Annotated in this window: 17 protein-coding genes; 1 reads left to right on the top strand and 16 read right to left on the bottom strand. The window is 47.1% G+C overall.

The window, feature by feature from the left end:
* Positions 1-61 precede the first annotated feature (61 nt).
* The 16 genes from HUF13_RS06935 to HUF13_RS06860 all read right to left on the bottom strand — a co-directional run bounded on the left by HUF13_RS06935 (position 62) and on the right by HUF13_RS06860 (position 15,556).
* The gene (locus HUF13_RS06935; RefSeq protein ID WP_173474444.1) at positions 62-1,501 is read right to left on the bottom strand and encodes a sodium:solute symporter; all 1,440 of its coding nucleotides are present in this window, start codon (positions 1,499-1,501) and stop codon (positions 62-64) included.
* Positions 1,502-1,518: 17 nt separating this feature from the next.
* Positions 1,519-2,202: an ABC transporter ATP-binding protein gene (locus HUF13_RS06930; RefSeq protein ID WP_173474443.1), complete on the bottom strand. Its 684-nt coding sequence runs from the start codon at positions 2,200-2,202 to the stop codon at positions 1,519-1,521.
* Positions 2,202-3,392, bottom strand: a complete 1,191-nt coding sequence (locus tag HUF13_RS06925; protein WP_173474442.1) for an ABC transporter permease — start codon at positions 3,390-3,392, stop codon at positions 2,202-2,204. Before HUF13_RS06925 ends, HUF13_RS06930 begins: the two co-directional genes overlap by 1 nt.
* On the bottom strand, positions 3,373-3,801 hold the full coding sequence (locus HUF13_RS06920; RefSeq protein ID WP_173388715.1) for a DUF4418 family protein: 429 nt from the start codon (positions 3,799-3,801) through the stop codon (positions 3,373-3,375). The genes HUF13_RS06925 and HUF13_RS06920 overlap by 20 nt, the downstream gene beginning before the upstream one ends.
* A gap of 283 nt (positions 3,802-4,084) precedes the next feature.
* Complete coding sequence (locus HUF13_RS06915; RefSeq protein ID WP_173474441.1) at positions 4,085-4,915, bottom strand: ThiF family adenylyltransferase; 831 nt, start codon at positions 4,913-4,915, stop codon at positions 4,085-4,087.
* Between the two features lie 43 nt (positions 4,916-4,958).
* On the bottom strand, positions 4,959-5,903 hold the full coding sequence (locus HUF13_RS06910; protein WP_173388713.1) for a LysR family transcriptional regulator: 945 nt from the start codon (positions 5,901-5,903) through the stop codon (positions 4,959-4,961).
* A 145-nt stretch (positions 5,904-6,048) separates the two neighbouring features.
* Entirely contained in the window at positions 6,049-7,260 is a 1,212-nt protein-coding gene (locus tag HUF13_RS06905; RefSeq protein ID WP_173474440.1) for a MalY/PatB family protein, read from the bottom strand.
* Between the two features lie 116 nt (positions 7,261-7,376).
* Positions 7,377-8,180: an ABC transporter ATP-binding protein gene (locus HUF13_RS06900; RefSeq protein WP_173474439.1), complete on the bottom strand. Its 804-nt coding sequence runs from the start codon at positions 8,178-8,180 to the stop codon at positions 7,377-7,379.
* Positions 8,174-9,136: an ABC transporter permease gene (locus tag HUF13_RS06895; protein WP_173474438.1), complete on the bottom strand. Its 963-nt coding sequence runs from the start codon at positions 9,134-9,136 to the stop codon at positions 8,174-8,176. Before HUF13_RS06895 ends, HUF13_RS06900 begins: the two co-directional genes overlap by 7 nt.
* Positions 9,137-9,205: 69 nt before the next feature.
* The gene (locus HUF13_RS06890; RefSeq protein ID WP_173474437.1) at positions 9,206-10,192 is read right to left on the bottom strand and encodes a PLP-dependent cysteine synthase family protein; all 987 of its coding nucleotides are present in this window, start codon (positions 10,190-10,192) and stop codon (positions 9,206-9,208) included.
* A gap of 84 nt (positions 10,193-10,276) precedes the next feature.
* Positions 10,277-11,362: an ABC transporter substrate-binding protein gene (locus HUF13_RS06885; RefSeq protein WP_173474436.1), complete on the bottom strand. Its 1,086-nt coding sequence runs from the start codon at positions 11,360-11,362 to the stop codon at positions 10,277-10,279.
* A gap of 168 nt (positions 11,363-11,530) precedes the next feature.
* Positions 11,531-12,628, bottom strand: a complete 1,098-nt coding sequence (locus tag HUF13_RS06880; RefSeq protein WP_173474435.1) for an ABC transporter substrate-binding protein — start codon at positions 12,626-12,628, stop codon at positions 11,531-11,533.
* Between the two features lie 17 nt (positions 12,629-12,645).
* Complete coding sequence (locus tag HUF13_RS06875; RefSeq protein WP_173474434.1) at positions 12,646-13,398, bottom strand: hypothetical protein; 753 nt, start codon at positions 13,396-13,398, stop codon at positions 12,646-12,648.
* A 243-nt stretch (positions 13,399-13,641) separates the two neighbouring features.
* On the bottom strand, positions 13,642-14,628 hold the full coding sequence (locus HUF13_RS06870; protein ID WP_173474433.1) for a PLP-dependent cysteine synthase family protein: 987 nt from the start codon (positions 14,626-14,628) through the stop codon (positions 13,642-13,644).
* A gap of 15 nt (positions 14,629-14,643) precedes the next feature.
* On the bottom strand, positions 14,644-15,144 hold the full coding sequence (locus HUF13_RS06865; protein WP_085491309.1) for a GNAT family N-acetyltransferase: 501 nt from the start codon (positions 15,142-15,144) through the stop codon (positions 14,644-14,646).
* 1 nt (position 15,145) lies between these two features.
* Positions 15,146-15,556, bottom strand: coding sequence for a NifB/NifX family molybdenum-iron cluster-binding protein (locus HUF13_RS06860; protein WP_014545824.1), 411 nt, complete (start codon positions 15,554-15,556; stop codon positions 15,146-15,148).
* 400 nt (positions 15,557-15,956) lie between these two features.
* On the opposite strand from HUF13_RS06860, the gene HUF13_RS06855 reads away from it, so the two are divergent.
* On the top strand, positions 15,957-16,091 hold a 135-nt coding region (locus HUF13_RS06855), incomplete at its 3' end, for an AAA family ATPase (RefSeq protein ID WP_304038934.1).

Here is a 16,091-nt window from a genome sequence, read left to right as displayed (position 1 = left end):
AAGTCGCGGGAATGCTCGCGACTTTTTTATGTCATGCCCGACACCGATCGGGCATCTCCCTTTAGGATTTCTTTCTTAAGCTCGCCAGCGCGAACACTAGCGATATTGCAATCCCGACAAGCGGCAAGTAAGCAGGGCTTTGGATTTTTGCGGTGGAGGCGAGGATTGCTGGAATGAGCCCGAAGAGCCCGCCGATAACAACGCCTGCGTACCACAGCGATTTCTTGATGTTGAATTTTTTATGTGCAATGATGGCGACGGCGAGCGGGGCCACAATTCCCGGCGTGTAAACGGAATACGCCATCGTCAAAAGCCCGATGATGTCTTTGCCTTGGAGCGCAAGGTATGTGGCGATGATGCCGATAACAACGACGAGCAAACGCACGATGGAAATGCGGCGCGTGTTTAGAATGTCGCTTCCGAAAATGGCGGCGGAATTGATAAGGCATGTGTCTGCCGACGAAAGTAGCGCGGACAAAAGCCCAACGGATAGGAGGGCAGCAAGTGGAAGCGGGAGCACGCCGGAGGCGAGGCGGAACAAAGGATTCACGCTGGTGCCTGCGGCATTCGGGGCGTAAGTGGCTGCCCACATGCCAAGCAAAACGATTACCACGCTAAAGACGAGTATGGCGAAACTACCGGCAACAACAGCCCTGCGTGCAGATGAAGAATCTTTGGCAACGAGGTTTCTTGAAATCACGTCAGGGCCGAGGAAGTACGCGCCGCCAACGGTGAAGAGCATCATCGCTAAATCGGCGAAACCGAATTTTTCGTTCAATAGCGAAAAGTCGCCGAAGGTCGCGAGGCCTGCGGATGTTGTTGCGATTGCGGAGTTCGCGGCGGTTCCATTCGCAATTGCGGCTGCTCCGTCAACGATGTTTTGCACAGTTTGGAGTACCGCATTTTCCGCGCCGGAAAATCCACCGAACAGGTAAATGGCGGCTGCAAAAAATCCGAGTGTCAAAATTCCGAATTGCAGTGCGTCGGTACGAACAACTGAAAGCTGCCCGCCCAATAGCGTATAGACAATCACGATGACTGCGGTAATCAAAACCGATTGCGTGCCTGCATCATGCCCTAGCACAAGCCCGATGAATCCTGCGACGGCTGCAAATTGCGCTGCGATAATCCCAATCCACGAAATAGCGATGATAAATGCGACAAGCTTTCGCCCTGTTTTCCCGACGGTCTTTTCTGCAATTTCGGGGAGCGTTCTCACATCAAGGTCATGAACCGGTTTGCTCAGAAATGCGGCCTGGAACCAGAATCCAATAGCTCCGACGCCGAGCCACCAAAATGCGGCGAAGCCGATGCTTTCGGCACGTGCGGCAATGCCCACCGTAGCTGACGCCCCAAGGACTGTGGCCATGAGGCTCATGAAAACGAATGGACTGCTCTGCTTACGGCCTGCAACAACGTAATCGTCGAAATTCTTGACCTTGAACAAGTCGCGGATGCAAATGAATCCAAGAACAAGAAAGTAGATGATGAGAAGTTTCATGACCTAAAGTTAGAATTTTACAGGTTACCGTATTCTCCGATATCAGGCACGAGCGAGCCTGATTTCATGTGGTAAATGCGATTGCTGTAGCCGAATGCATTTTTGTCATGCGTGGCGATAACGACCGCGACACCGCTGCGCGCAAGCCTTGCAAAAAGGCTATAGACTTTACGGCTGTTTTCTTCGTCGAGATTGCTTGTCGGTTCATCGGCAATAATCAAGTCAGGCTTGTTGGCGAGAGCGCGTGCGATTGCAACGCGACGCAATTCACCACCGGAAAGATTTTGCGGGTGTTCGTTGGCGAGGTGCGCAATGCCGAGCTTGTTTAACAGCGCTTTGATATGTTCCTTATCTATTTTCTTGTTGTATAAGGTCGATGTCAAAGTGATGTTTTCGGCCACGGTGAATGCAGAAAGACTTGCTGCATTTTGCGGAATGTACCCGATGCGCTCGTTGCGCAAACGAGCAAGATCCTCGTCGTTCAAGTTGAAGAGCGGCTGCCCGTCAATTTCGACGTTCCCTGATGTGGGGGCGGTAACGCCTGCGAGTGCATTCAAGAGTGTACTCTTGCCACTTCCGGATTCTCCGAAGATGACGGTGAAATCCCCTGACCAAGCGAAGAAATCAGCGTTGTTGACCGCATTAAATTTTTCGCCACGTCGTGTATATTGCTTTGTTATGTTGTTTCCATTAAGTATCATTAAGCGTCCTCCTTTAATGCGGTGTAAACATCGATTTTTCCGACTTTTTTAGCAATGTGGTATGAAGCTCCAAGCCCTGCAATGGCGGGGATGAACAAAGCTCCGACAATCGTTAAAAGAATGGTTGATGTGTTAGGGAGTGAAAAGGGTATTTGCAAGTTTTCTTGAATCAAAAAACGGAAGGAGAGGATTGCGACCGTTCCGAATAGCGTTCCGGCGAAGGCTCCGCTCCCGCTGGCGATCAAGGATTCTCCAAGAACGATGTTGGTGAGCTTTTTGCGTGTAGCCCCGATAACCAAGAGCGTTGCAAATTCACGTTTGCGTTCGTTTGTCGAAACCGAGAATGCAATATAGACCACGGCAATCACGATGAGCAAGAAGAATCCAGAAATAATCCAGACTGCAATTTTGAAAGAGCCTGCGGTTGCTATAACGCTATCGAACATGTTTTTGCGCGGAATGACATGCAAGTTGTCGAAATGCTCGTGAATCGTTTGCGAAATTTTTTCGAAGTCAGCACCTTTTTCAAGGTTGGCGAGAATTGCGGAGGGTTCGCCTTCGGAGATGAAATTGTATCCGACTTCTGCGGCTGCCTTGCGTAAAATTTCGATAGTCTCGACATCGGCGAAAACGGCTTGGTCCAACTTGTTGCCAAGCGGTTCAAGCGTTCCGACAACGATAAATTCCTTGCCGAAAAATTTGATGAAGCCACCTTCTTCAATGTTGATGTCGTTACCAACGATGACAGAACCGGGAACAAAGTCTTTTTTGTAGGTTCTACGGATCCATGGCTTGATGGTAAAATCCGTCTTGGGGTCAAAACCGATGATGTTCACTTTTTTGTCGCAGCAGCTGGCGCTGAGCGTTGTAAAGTAGAATTGTGGTGATGCGGCGCTTACTCCTGGAAGTTTGCGGGTGAAGTCCAATACTTCGCGAGGGAGCGTTTTGTGGCTCAAGTCGCCTTGCAAAAGAACGGACTGATTTTTAGCTTCGCTGCCGAATGGGACGATAAGCAAATCGGCGCCCATGCGGGACGAAAGTTGTTCGAATCCGGCGTCAAGACTTTTTGAAAAAATGACACCTGAAAGCAATGTTGCCGAAGCGATGGCTGTTAAAATCACGAGGCCGAGGCTACGTACAGGATGGCTCCAAAAATTGGTATATATAATTTTAAGCGTTGTATATTTCATTAGTGAAATTCTCCGATTCAAAGTTGCGACTTGCCAAAAATGCGATGTTTGCGACTCCGAAAAGTGCAATCGCGATTCCAATCAACTGAAGGACTGGGGACGAGATGGAATGACAGTGCATGTGCGGGTGCGAACAAACGCCAACAATGACTGTGGGGACGAGCGATGTTAAAACTCCCAGACCGATTACTACAAATGACAATGCTTTCTGTGCTTTGGGTAACAACAGGTAAGCGATGCCGACAAGAGCGATTGCGATGCCTACGAATCCGTCAGTGATGGAGGTGTAATGGCATCGCATGACGAAATCCTCCGTAGGCTTGCAAAAAGGAAGCAAAACGAATGAGAGTAACGAAGTGATGGTGCCTAATAAAACTGTTATAGTTCCAAAAAATATGCCGTTTGTCATAAATGCCTCCTAGTCTTTGTTCGATGCCAAATATAGAAGGCGTTTATGAGTTTGTCCAATACTTTGTTTTTAGGACGTTTTATAGAATTTTTCTATAGCTAAGTACTTTCGTCATTCCGAGGACTGAAAGGACGATATACGATACTTGGGGCTTTAGCCCCCTAGTAGAGTTAGGTTCGTAGGAGCGGAATCCAGTTAATGTTGTAAGAATATTACTGGATCCTTCACTACGTTCAGGATGACGTTAATACTGTTTTCGGAATAGAATCCAGGAAGACAATTTTTATTGCTGTAATGTTGCTTTTTGATAAATGTCTTGCATCACAAGGCCGGCAATCATGAATCCGAAAATGGCGGTGGCGTGCGCCATGGTTCCGTTGATTTGCGCCTTGGTGCTGCACCATTCGTGATCGACGAGGTTTTCATTTTGGAGTTCCGCTTCACTGCGCTCGTGACGGACTTTGGGGCACATGCAAGCGTCAGTTCCGCAAGAGGTGCTTTTCCCGCGATTTTTCAGGAGTTCGTCGCTATAGACGCACATGATTTTCTTTTTCGGGAAAAGTTTTTTGCGCTTGAACTTGTCGCGGAGAGCGCGTCCGAGAGGGCATCCGGAAACTTTCCAGAATTCGGCGACCTTGATTCGCGTGGGATCCATCTTGAGGGCGGCTCCCATCGAAGAAAATACGGTTGCTTTAGTTTTGGACGCGTGATACAGCAACTGCATCTTGTTTTCGAGGCTGTCGATGGCGTCGATGATGTAGTCGAATGTGTCTAGCTCAAATTTTTCAGTATTCGCAGCTTCGTAGATGTCTTGCAGCGCGATAATTTTGGCGTGCGGATTGATTTCGAGAAGGCGTTTCTTGAGGACTTCGACTTTGACTTGGCCAACGGTTTTGGGGGTTGCCATCAGTTGGCGGTTTACATTGGTGATGCAAACTCGGTCTGAATCAACGAGAACAAGTTCTTGTATTCCTGAACGGATAAGGCTTTCGGCACACCAGCTACCGACACCGCCGAGTCCAAAAATGATGACTCGCTTTTTATAGATGTTTTCCATGACATCGTCGCCGAGCAGGAGCGATGTACGGTTGAAAATGCTAGAGCTAAGGGACATAAAACAATTATAGAAAATCCCGGTTCATAGAACCGGGGTAATGCTATTGTTCCGAACGATGTTCAGAAGTGTAAGCGCTTAGGTATTCTTCCATCTCGCGGATGTAAATGCGGCAGATTGTGCTGAGCATGAAGTTCTTCTTAGTGATGTAGCCGATTTCCATCTTGCGGTCATTTTCTCCCTTGGCGTCCTTAAAGGGCACGGCCACGTAATCGGAGCCGTTGATTTCTTCGCTGATGATGCCGGAGCAGAGCGTGTAACCGTTGAGGCCCACCATCAAATTCAACATGGTGGCGCGATCGTTCGCCTTGATGGTTCTGTGGTATTCGTTCGTACTTAAGATTTCTTCGGCGAAGTAGTAGTTGCCGCTTTCGCCCTGTTCAAAAGAAAGGCACGGGTATTCCGAAAGGTCTTCGAGATTGACGTAAGGTTTCTTGGCGAGCGGATTGTTTTTCCACATGTAAGCATATGCGTTGCAATCAATCAACTTCTGGAAAACGAGATCGTGTTCTCTCAGCAGATAGGTGATGTACTTGCGGTTAAAATCGCTCAAGTAGATGATGCCGATTTCACTGCGAAGGCTTGTCACATCGTCGATGACTTCTTTCGTTTTGGTTTCGCGGAGGGCAAATTCGTAGTCGTCGATGTTGAACTTTTTCACCATGTTCACGAAAGACTTGACAGCGAAAGAGTAGTGCTGCGTTGAAACGGCGAAGCGCTTTTTCTTCTGTTCTTCTTTGCTGTAGCGTTCGATAACGGAAGTGTAGTGGTTGTAAAGTTCGTTTGCACGGGCGATGAATTCTTCGCCTTCGGGCGTGAGTGTCACACCGCGGCTCGTGCGATTGAAAATCGTGATGCCGATTTCGTCTTCGAGGTCGTGGATGGCTGTCGTCAAAGAAGGCTGGGAAATGAATAAAGATTCGGCAGCCTTGTTGAAGGAACCGACTTTAGAGATCCCGATGGCGTAGCGTAATTGTTGTAATGTCATGGTTTTTTAATCCCTAAAATTGATGTGACACGGTAAATATAAAAATTTTTGGTTTCTAATCCTATATGTGTTGTAGGAATATTAAAAATAGAAGAAACCCCCAGGTGGATTCTAGGCTTCCTGGGGGCTTCTCGATGTGCGTAGCCTATGTATTGAACGCAACTTTTAGTCTATCGAGTGCCTCGACCAGGATACTTCGTGGACAAGCAAGGTTAAGCCGCTGGAATCCTTCTCCGTTGTTCCCGAAAAAAATCCCGTTGTTGAGCCACAGTCGTGCCTTGTTGCGGACGCGATCTTGGATTTCGTCTGGCGAAAGTCCTGTCCCGTTGAAGTCTATCCATGCGAGGTAAGTCGCTTCCATTGGCACAAGCTTGATGCCTTTCAGTTTTTCTTTAATGAATTTGTCTGTAAATTCGATGTTGCCTTTGATGTACTTGAGAAGGGCATCGAGCCAGACTTCACCTTTGCTGTAGGCGGCTTGCGCCGAGACGATTCCCTGGATGCTGACTTGGCTATAACCGGTGGCAAAGATTTGCTTGCGGAACGCGCGACGGATTGATGGATTCTTTATGAAGGCGTGTGCGATTTGGATGCCTGCCAAGTTGAATGTTTTTGTTGGCGCCGTGACGATGATGGATTTGTTGGCCAGTTCTTCGCTTATGGAGGCGAATACGGTGTGCGTACCTTCAAAGACGAAATCGCTGTGGATTTCATCGCTCACGACGATTACATTATGCTTGAGGCAAATCTCTCCGAGGCGTGTAAGTTCTTCGCGAGTCCAGACGCGGCAAACGGGATTGTGCGGGCTGCAAAGCAAAAAGAGCTTGATATTGTTTTCGACGATTTTCTTTTCGAAATCTTCAAAGTCAATGTGATATCGTCCATCTTCTCCGTAAATAAGATCGTTACTTACGACTTTGCGGTCGTTATCGACGATGGCGTCAATGAAATGCATGTACACCGGTTCTTGAATGAGTATGGCGTCGCCTTCTTTTGAAAAGGCTTTGATGGCCATGCCAAGCGCGAACATCACACCGGGAATTTTGATAATCGATTTGCGGTCTTCTATATCATAGTGGTGTCGGCGGCGGTAGAAATTTTTGACAGCTTCGTAGTAGTCTTCTTTGGGTTCGCTGTACCCGAAGATTCCATATTCGGCAATGCGAATCAATTCATCTTGGATAAATGAAGATGTCTTGAAATCCATGTCAGCGACCCAAAGCGGGAGAAGGCTATAAGGATCCTCGCCAGGCTTTACTACACGCCGTTCCAACGCGAAGTCGTATTTGATAGAGTTCGTGTGGCGACGCTCGATAACGGTATCAAAGTCTAAATTTCGTTCTATATCTTCTGACATGGCGAGTCTCCCTTGCAAAATTTTGCAGTTGTAGGCTTTTCACGCCGGCACATAATATAGAAGGAATTGATATTATTGTCCAATATTATATTTCTAGCACCTTTTATAGATTTTGATTATAAGTAGTATTCAGGTTCTGGAATTTTTCCTGCAAAGTTGAGAATTTCAAGAATCTTCTTTCGGTATAGCACAAAGGTGTCTTGAGTGCGCACGCGCGGGAATGGCAAGTCGATTTTGATGACCTGCTCGATTTTTGAGGGGCGGGCCTTCATCACGACAACGTAGTTGCTGAGGTAAAGCGCTTCGTCAACATCGTGCGTGACCATCACCATGGTGGTTTTATATTTTTTCCAAAGGCGGTGGATTTCGTCTTGCATCGCCATGCGCGTGAAAGCGTCCAGTGCACCAAGGGGCTCGTCCAAAAGGAGAATATCCGGGTGGCCGACAAGCGCTCTTGCAAGGCTTGCTCGCTGATTCATGCCGCCGGAAAGTTCGTGCGGGTATGATTTTTCGAATCCCTTGAGCCCGACCGTTTCGATGAATTCGTCAACGTCTTGCTTGTGTTCCTTGTACACGTGGCGGGCCCTGAGCCCAAGCGAAATGTTGTCGCGGATGTTGAGCCATGGAAAAAGTGTTGCTTGCTGGAATGCAAAACCGCGATCGGCACCGGGCTTCGTAATTTTTTTGCCATCGACAAATACGCCGCCCGAAGTGGGTTCGGCAAGTCCTGCGATTTGCCTCAAGAGCGTTGTCTTTCCGCAGCCGGATGGACCGATAAGGCTCACGAAACTGCCTGCGGGAATGTCGAGATTGACTCCGCTCAGTGCGGCGACGGTTTCGCCTTCGTTACTGATAAATGTCTTTACAAGATTTTCAATGTGGATTGCGCCTTTTACGTTTTCGATATTTTCTGTTACCATTTCAAAGTTCCCTTTTGCCAATTCAAGATTTTATCGCGCAATTTAAAGAGCAAGGTGAGTATGAGCATGCAGTAAACTGCAATGACGATGATTCCTGCATAAACACCGCTATAGACGAGCATGGCCTTTTGCCAGGAGATGTACCAGCCGATACCGTATTTGACGCCGAACATTTCTGCGGTCATGAGCGCCAAGAATGCACTGATGATGCCGTAGAATACGCCAAGGAAAATGGAGGGCATGGCGGCCGGGATGCCGACTCGGAAAATCTGGAAAGCGCTACTTGCGCCGAGCGTGCGTGAAACTTCAAAATAGGTTTTGGGGACAGCCTGTATTGCAGAGCTCGTCATAAGCGCAACCGAGAACCAGACGGAAAGTGCAATGATAAAAACGCTTGCGCCAAAAGTTGTCGGAAAAATCGTCAGCGAAATCGGAATCCAGATTGTTGCGGGAATCGGGCCTATTAGCTTGATGTAAGGGTTAATCCAATAATTGAACTTTTTGTTGAATCCAAGGAGAACGCCTGTGATAAAGCCGAATCCGGCACCGTAGAGGAATCCTGTGACTAAAAGTTTTGTCGAGTGCCAAATGCACTTGAGGATGATTTCGTAGCCTTCGAAAAACTGGGCGAGAATGTTGTCGTATTTCGGGAAAAACAAGACGGGGAAGAGGGCTAGCTTTCCGATGACAATGTCAATGATGGCGATGACGATTCCGACGCCTCCCCAAAACGCACCGGAATATTCCAGGCCTTTCTTCAATTTTTTGACAAAGGTGGAGACGATGCCGAGGATGAATGTAGTGACCAAAAAGAAATACAAAATCCAGGTGTAGTAAGCTTCTTCAGCTTCTGGGTGTTCGTCGCTGTCTTCGATAAGCAAGTGGATGGCAAGTGCGACAATAACACCTAAAAAGGGTAAAAATCTTCTTAATGTGTTTATTAGTTTATTCTTCATTTAAACTCCTTGAATAAAAAAGCTCCTCCCCTTGTGAGGTCACGGGAAGGAGCTTGTACACAATGAGTCTTACTTCTTCAATGCGTACACCTTAGTGGAAAGGTACTTGAATCCGTTATCAGCTGTAATAACGACAATGTTCTTTCCTTCGTTTTCAGGACGTGCAGCCACGATGGAGGCGGCATAGATGCCTGCTGCACCGGATGTTCCGAGGAAGAGGCCTTCCTTTTCGGCGAGTTCGTGGGCAACGCCTGTAGCCTGGAGCGTAGAGACTTCAATGTATTCGTCATAGATCGAAGAATCGTTCAGCAGAGGAGGCGGTTCCGGAACGTTTGCGAACGGGGCAACACCATCGATCACGCCATGTTCTTCAGCTTCCGGGGTGAAGAAGCGAGAATCCGGAGTGGCCTGCACACCGACGATTTTCACGTTCGGATTGTGTTCGCGGAAGTACTTGGAAAGACCATTGAGCGTACCGCCCGTGCCTGCCATGGAAACGATAAAGTCTACCTTGCCATCCGTATCGGCAACGATTTCCGGGCCGGTGGTGTAGTAATGGGCGAGCGGGTTGTTTTCGTTTTCAATCTGGTTGATGAAGAATGCATTGTGTTCTTCGGCATACTTGCGGACGTCGGAGAGCAAGACGGCAACAGAGAAGGAGCCTTCCTTCAGAAGCTTGCTTACGTTCGGAAGGGCGTCGTAACCGAGGAGCGTTGCTCCATAGGTCTTGATCACTTGTACGCGTTCTTCAGAACCACCCGGTTCAAAGAAAACGGTGAGTTTGTAGCCCTTGGCAGCGGCGATAGCGGCAAGGCCGATGCCCGTGTTACCGCTTGTGATTTCAACGATTTCTCCACCCGGCTTGAGCTTGCCTTCGCGTTCGGCTTCTTCAATCATTCTGAGGGCAGCGCGGTCCTTCACGGAGCCGGACGGGTTGAAGTATTCGAGTTTTGCCAGGATATGGCCCTTGGCATTGTGATTCTTCTCAAAATTGTGGAGCTCCAGCAGCGGAGTGTGGCCGACGAGCTCGGTAATGGAATGGTGAATATTGGACATTGTTACCTCTCTTTTCTGTTAAACTTTTTTGTCACCCCGCCTAAGGTTGGTGAGCCTACCGAACCATGCTGGGGGCGCCTATGTTTATTTCTTCACTAATGATTTCGGCTCTTCGAAATTTTCTGTGAATTTATCGGTGGCCTTATCATAGGAGTAGCCATCCGGAATTTTGATACCCTTTGATTCGAAGTCTGCAAAGTGGCTCTTGACGAACTTTTCGATGTTCAGCTTTTTCTTCAAGACTCCCGTCTTTTGAAGCTCTGCAGCAACGATATTGAACGTGCGGAGCGCGGCCTTGCGGGACGGAATGTGTCCGTAGCTTTCGAGCAGCTGGGCGTTGAATTCTTCACTGCCAGAAACGACATCCTTCGAGAGCTGGAGTCTTGCGGCTTCACGCGGATTGCTGTTCACAAATGCGGATCCGCGAGCGACTGCGCGCGTGTAAGCGGCGGCACCTTCTGGATTTTCCTTCCAGAGCTTGAGTGTCACGAATGCGACGCAGCAGTATTCTACGGCAAATTTCGGATCGATTGCGGTGTCGAGCAACTTGCGCAAGCCGTATTCTTTTTCGGCGGTTGCTGCGGTTGGATCATGAAGGGCGATAATGTCAACAGCGCCTTTTTCAAGGGCAATCGGCAAGTCGCTTGCGCCATAGACGATGAATTCAACATCCGCTTCCGGGCCGTCTGCGACGATACCTAAATCGCGGAGTTTGCGTCTGAACGACATCACGGAACTATCGGATAAACCGATAACGCCTACCTTGGTTTTGCGTCCCTTCAGGTCTTCCAACTTTTGAATCGTTGATTTCTTGGTGACGTAATACTTGGTGCAACCCGTATGAACACCGGTGACAAAGACGATGGGGAGCCCGTTTTGAATGGGCTGAAGTTCGGTGGCGAGCAAGTCGTTCCCTGCATCGACTTTGCCTGCGACGATGAGCTCGTTCACAGAATTCTTTCCGGCATCAACAGGAACCATTTCGAATTTCTGACCAATCTTTTTGAATTCCTCGTCAAAGTAACCTTTGAGCCAAGCGACATGAACCGGGGCACTACACAACACACCAGTATAGTGTGCGATTCGGACTGGTTTGAAATCGGCAAAAGCGCTTGTTCCGAGGAGGAGGGCGCTTATGAGCGTAGTCTTAATGATGCTTCGTAAATTCATTTTTAATTCCCTATTTTTGATTGTGAAAAGGTATAAATCACTTTTTCTAAATCAAAGATGTTTTAAAGGTGGAAAAACAAAATAATTCAAAAATACTTTGTTCTAATTTTATTCGTATATTGGGCGCTATAGGCTATGGTTATATAAACCTAGTTGCGCTCCTACTTTTTAGTTCTCAACGATATTTTTCGCTAAGGTTTTCGGTTCTTCGGTCGTTTCTGTAAATGAGCCTGTATCCTTATCGTACTTGTAACCGTCAGGAACGTGAATCCCCTTAGACGCAAAATTGGCAAAGTGGCTTGTGATGAACTTTTCGATGTTCAACTTTTTCTTGAGTACGCCCGTTTTTTGGAGTTCCGTGGCGACGGTTCTGAATGTGCGAATCGTTGCTTTGCGGGATGGAATGTGGGTGTAGCTTTCAAGCAGTTTGGTGTTGAAATCTTCGCTTCCGGGGACGATGTCCTTTGCAAGCTGGAGTCTTGCTGTTTCACGCGGGTTAGCGTTGACGAATGCGGAACCGCGAGCGACTGCACGTGTGAATGCGGCTGCACCTTCCGGATTTTCTTTCCAAAGTTTGAGGCTCACGAATGCGATGCAGCAGTATTCTACGGCAAATTTCGGATCGGTGGCGGTGTCCAGAAGCTTACGGAAACCGTATTCTTCTTCGGCTGTTGTAGCGGTCGGATCGTGAAGGGCGATAATGTCCACGGCTCCCTTTTGGAGTGCCAATGGCAAGTCAGTTGCGCCATAGACAACGAATTCGACATCCGCTTCGGGGCCATCGGCGACAACGCCAAGGTCACGGAGTTTTCGCTTGAATGTCATAATCGAACTGTCGGATAATCCGATGACGCCAATTTTGCTTTTGCGCCCTTTCAGGTCCTTGAGCTTTTTTATGGTCGATTGCTTTGTGACGTAGAACTTGGTGCAGCCTGTGTGTACGCCTGTTACAAAGATAATCGGGAGTCCGTTTTGGATAGGCTGAAGTTCTGTGGCGAGAAGTTCATTACCTGCGTCCGCTTTCCCAGCGACAATCAAGTCGTTGACGGAACCGGAACCTTCGGCAATTGGTACCATTTCGTATTTCTGCCCGATCTTTTTAAATTCTTCGTCGAAAAATCCTTTGAGCCATGCGGTATGAACCGGAGCACTGCACAACACTCCTGTGTAATGGGCGATTCGAACAGTTTTAATTTCGGCGAAAGCGCTTGCTCCGAAAAGCAGAGCGCTTATAAGTGTTGTTTCAATGAGGTGTTTAAAATTCATTATTGCCGCCCCCTTTTTTAGAAGCTGAATGTTGTTTGGAAAATGTAGCCGGATTGATAAGCGCCATGTGCGGCGTATTCAACATCGGTGTAGAGCGTCAGATTGACGTTCTTGTTAACGTTGTAAGAAATGCCGGCCCAGAAAGAAATGTTGGAAGCTCCTGTTCCGGATTCGGATTTGTCTTCGTTCTTTGAATCTGTCAACTGGCTCGTAAATACAAAGCCTGTAAACGGAGAAACACCGGAGCTGAATGCATAATAGAATTCAAAACCATAATCAGCAACGAGACCGCGTTGGACTCCATCATGCTTGAAAGGAACGGTCAAGCCAAATTCATTACCGATACCGAACTGTTCGGAGATGGGCAAGAACCATTGAACGCCGCCCTTGAGGCTGAATTCCTGGCTGGAAATTTCTTTTTTGCCTGCAGGAATGTTGGCGTCCAAGAAAACGGAGAAGTTGGGATTGAATGCGTATTTTGCACCCACGCTGAAGTCTTTGAATCCGTCACCTTCTTTTGTTTTGTCATTCGGATCGGCAAAAAGCTGGTAGCCGAGACCGGTGAGGCTCAATTCTAATCCTTTGACGACTGTATAGCGGGCATTCAAGTCAAAAGATGTGGAATGGAAATCTCCATTGTACCAGTAGTTTGCCTTGATTCGTGCTTGACCCTGATGTTCGTCGAGAACAGTGTAATAATCCCATTCAGCAAATGAACTGACGGAGGCAAGAGCAATAACGGAAATAATTTTTTTTGCATTGATATTCATTGATAAACTCCTTGTTTGTTTTGTTTTTTAATGTCGGATTAAAGGTAAAAAGCACTTTTGCGCAGTCAAAGAGTTTTTTCAAGTGGAACGACAAAATAATTCGAAAATATTTTGTTCTAATTTTGTTTGAGTATTGGGTGCTATCGCTCGCGATTATACGTATTGATTTATGTTATCGGAACTTATAAAAAACTCCTTCCCGCGTTAACGAGAAGGAGTATTAGGAGTTTTATGCGATGAGTCTTACTTATTCAAAGCATAAACTTTTGTGGAAAGGTATTTGAATCCGTTGTCGGCTGTGATGACGATGATGTTCTTGTCTTTATTTTCAGGACGCGCTGCGACAATTGAGGCTGCGTAAACGCCTGCTGCACTTGATGTGCCCAGGAAAAGCCCTTCGTGTTCGGCGAGCTCGTGCGCTACGGCCTTTGCCTGTAATGTAGAAACTTCGATGTATTCATCGTAAATCGAGGAATCCGTCAAGAACGTGGGAGGTTCTGCGACATTTGCAAATGGTGCGACACCGTCGATAACGCCATTCTTTTCGGCTTCTGGCGTGAAATAGCGGGAGTCCGGAGTCGCTTGCACACCGACGATTTTGACATTCGGATTCTTTTCGCGGAAATATTTTGAAAGTCCGTTCAGTGTTCCGCCTGTGCCTGCCATCGAAACAACGAAATCTACTTTGCCATCGGTATCTTCCCAGATTTCAGGGCCTGTCGTGTTGTAATGGGCTAGGGGATTGTATTCGTTTTCGCACTGGTTGATGAAAAATGCGTTGTGCTCTTTGGTGTACTTTGTGATGGCCTCGATAACGATGTTGTCACAAATTGTGCCGTCTTCAAGTGCTTTTTTCAATTCGGGAATATCTTTGTAATCGAAAAGCTGCGCGCCATAAGTCTTGATAACTTGAACGCGTTCCTTGGAACCGCCGGATTCAAAGAATATCGTGACTTTATAACCTTTTGCGGCTGCGATAGCGGCAAGTGCAATGCCTGTGTTACCACTTGTGAGGTCAACGATTTCTCCACCCGGTTTCAATTTACCCGTGCGTTCGGCTTCTTCGATCATGCTAAGGGCGGCGCGATCCTTGACAGAACCTGTAGCGTTGAAATATTCGAGCTTGGCAAGAATATGGCCTTGGGCGTTGTGGTTCTTTTCGAAATTGTGAAGTTCAAGAAGCGGTGTATGCCCAATAAGTTCTGTAATAGAATGGTGGATATGTGACATGTTTACCTCTCTTTGTTAAAACGTCAGTCGCATTTGATTCCAGACAACGTTTCCGTGAGTCGAATCTGCCGAAATACCTTCATCGACAAAACCAATTTTGGCGTAATAATGTACGAGCTTTTCTTTGCAAGTGAGAACAACGCCACGTCTGCTTTCTGCTTTTGCGTTTTGGACGAATAATCTCAATAGCTTTTCTGCGCAACCTTGATGGCGGTATTCGGGGATAGTGTTGACTCCGAATATCATTTGCCATGCTCCGTTTGGATTGTGCATACCGGCGTCTTCGTACATTTTGTCGTTCAAATCGGGAATATCCGTTACAAATCCGTCTACGAATGAAATCAGCTTGTCGCCATCGAACATCAGCAAAAAATAGTCCGCATAGCGTTCCAGACGCTTTTGGAAATCTTCATGTTTTGCAGCTTCTGCTGGCGGAAAGCATGTTGCTTCCACTGCGGCAATCGCATTGCAATCGGATAGCGTCGCTTTTCTTATCGTAAATTTGCTTAGACTCATTTTAGTCGTTGTGATTTGATTTGAATCGTAATGCGCGTTCTGCGATTTTGTTTCTGTAAATGTTGATTTTTGCAATGGCTTCGCTGATGGGGAGCGCGATATCGAATGCGCGTACATTGAAGCGGGCCAATGACTGGATCGCTTGCGGACCAAGCTGTTCGCAAAGCACGTAATCTAAATCGGCTAGATTCTTGGCTGCTGCATACATCGATGAATGCTGAACTTCGCGCTGACCACAAGTGCCGTCTCCGCAAGAACCATCGCAATGTTCCGGCTTTAAACGGACTTCGACTTTCTCATATTTTCCGCTTGCTTCGTCAACTTCATAGATGTCAAATGCGGCTGCGTGTCCAAAGTGAACATTGACATTTACTCCGTCATTCGTGGCAACTGCTACTTTGTATTTAGCCATGTAAAAAAGCCTCCTTAACGCAGATGTAAAATGAACCACGAAGATGAATTTTCTACGTGGCTAAACTCTCGGCGTACCGGTTTAGTTTATATAAAAGAACGGTTACCTAGCGTTCTGTATTCTTTTAAATTTTTGCTTCTGTTCCGAAGTCCCGCATAATTTAAAAAGCGTAATAGGTAAATGCAATATAAAACCCTGTTTGAACAATAAATAAAGTTCGATTTTCTTGATTGTGATAGAAACTAAATGAATTGGGTGATAAGATGAAACTATAACAATGTTGTAAATCGGAATTTTTTGAACGGAATGGGCTAAAAAAGTATTGAAAAGGGTAGTCGCAAATTCTAAAATTCCGCAAACCTAGCGTTTCTGTAGGTAATTAAACCTAAGGAGACATTTCATTATGGCAAAACGTTTACGTCAGATCGCAATCTACGGTAAGGGCGGCATCGGTAAATCTACTACGACTCAGAATTTGACCGCAGGCCTTGTAGAACAAGGTAAACACGTTCTTGTTGTCGGTTGCGACCCCAAG

It is taken from the genome of Fibrobacter succinogenes (genome assembly GCF_902779965.1).
In the GTDB taxonomy this organism is placed as follows: Bacteria; Fibrobacterota; Fibrobacteria; order Fibrobacterales; family Fibrobacteraceae; genus Fibrobacter; species Fibrobacter succinogenes_F.
The sequence above is the reverse complement of the archived record's forward strand: the minus strand, read 5'-3'. Positions and strand labels throughout refer to the sequence as shown.

What these genes read in the sequence shown, in the direction of transcription:
- HUF13_RS06935 (WP_173474444.1), bottom strand. Translation starts at nt 1,501, where the DNA reads ATGAAACTTCTCATCATCTACTTTCTTGTTCTTGGATTCATTTGCATC.
- HUF13_RS06930 (WP_173474443.1), bottom strand. Translation starts at nt 2,202, where the DNA reads ATGATACTTAATGGAAACAACATAACAAAGCAATATACACGACGTGGC.
- HUF13_RS06925 (WP_173474442.1), bottom strand. Translation starts at nt 3,392, where the DNA reads ATGAAATATACAACGCTTAAAATTATATATACCAATTTTTGGAGCCAT.
- HUF13_RS06920 (WP_173388715.1), bottom strand. Translation starts at nt 3,801, where the DNA reads ATGACAAACGGCATATTTTTTGGAACTATAACAGTTTTATTAGGCACC.
- HUF13_RS06915 (WP_173474441.1), bottom strand. Translation starts at nt 4,915, where the DNA reads ATGTCCCTTAGCTCTAGCATTTTCAACCGTACATCGCTCCTGCTCGGC.
- HUF13_RS06910 (WP_173388713.1), bottom strand. Translation starts at nt 5,903, where the DNA reads ATGACATTACAACAATTACGCTACGCCATCGGGATCTCTAAAGTCGGT.
- HUF13_RS06905 (WP_173474440.1), bottom strand. Translation starts at nt 7,260, where the DNA reads ATGTCAGAAGATATAGAACGAAATTTAGACTTTGATACCGTTATCGAG.
- HUF13_RS06900 (WP_173474439.1), bottom strand. Translation starts at nt 8,180, where the DNA reads ATGGTAACAGAAAATATCGAAAACGTAAAAGGCGCAATCCACATTGAA.
- HUF13_RS06895 (WP_173474438.1), bottom strand. Translation starts at nt 9,136, where the DNA reads ATGAAGAATAAACTAATAAACACATTAAGAAGATTTTTACCCTTTTTA.
- HUF13_RS06890 (WP_173474437.1), bottom strand. Translation starts at nt 10,192, where the DNA reads ATGTCCAATATTCACCATTCCATTACCGAGCTCGTCGGCCACACTCCG.
- HUF13_RS06885 (WP_173474436.1), bottom strand. Translation starts at nt 11,362, where the DNA reads ATGAATTTACGAAGCATCATTAAGACTACGCTCATAAGCGCCCTCCTC.
- HUF13_RS06880 (WP_173474435.1), bottom strand. Translation starts at nt 12,628, where the DNA reads ATGAATTTTAAACACCTCATTGAAACAACACTTATAAGCGCTCTGCTT.
- HUF13_RS06875 (WP_173474434.1), bottom strand. Translation starts at nt 13,398, where the DNA reads ATGAATATCAATGCAAAAAAAATTATTTCCGTTATTGCTCTTGCCTCC.
- HUF13_RS06870 (WP_173474433.1), bottom strand. Translation starts at nt 14,628, where the DNA reads ATGTCACATATCCACCATTCTATTACAGAACTTATTGGGCATACACCG.
- HUF13_RS06865 (WP_085491309.1), bottom strand. Translation starts at nt 15,144, where the DNA reads ATGAGTCTAAGCAAATTTACGATAAGAAAAGCGACGCTATCCGATTGC.
- HUF13_RS06860 (WP_014545824.1), bottom strand. Translation starts at nt 15,556, where the DNA reads ATGGCTAAATACAAAGTAGCAGTTGCCACGAATGACGGAGTAAATGTC.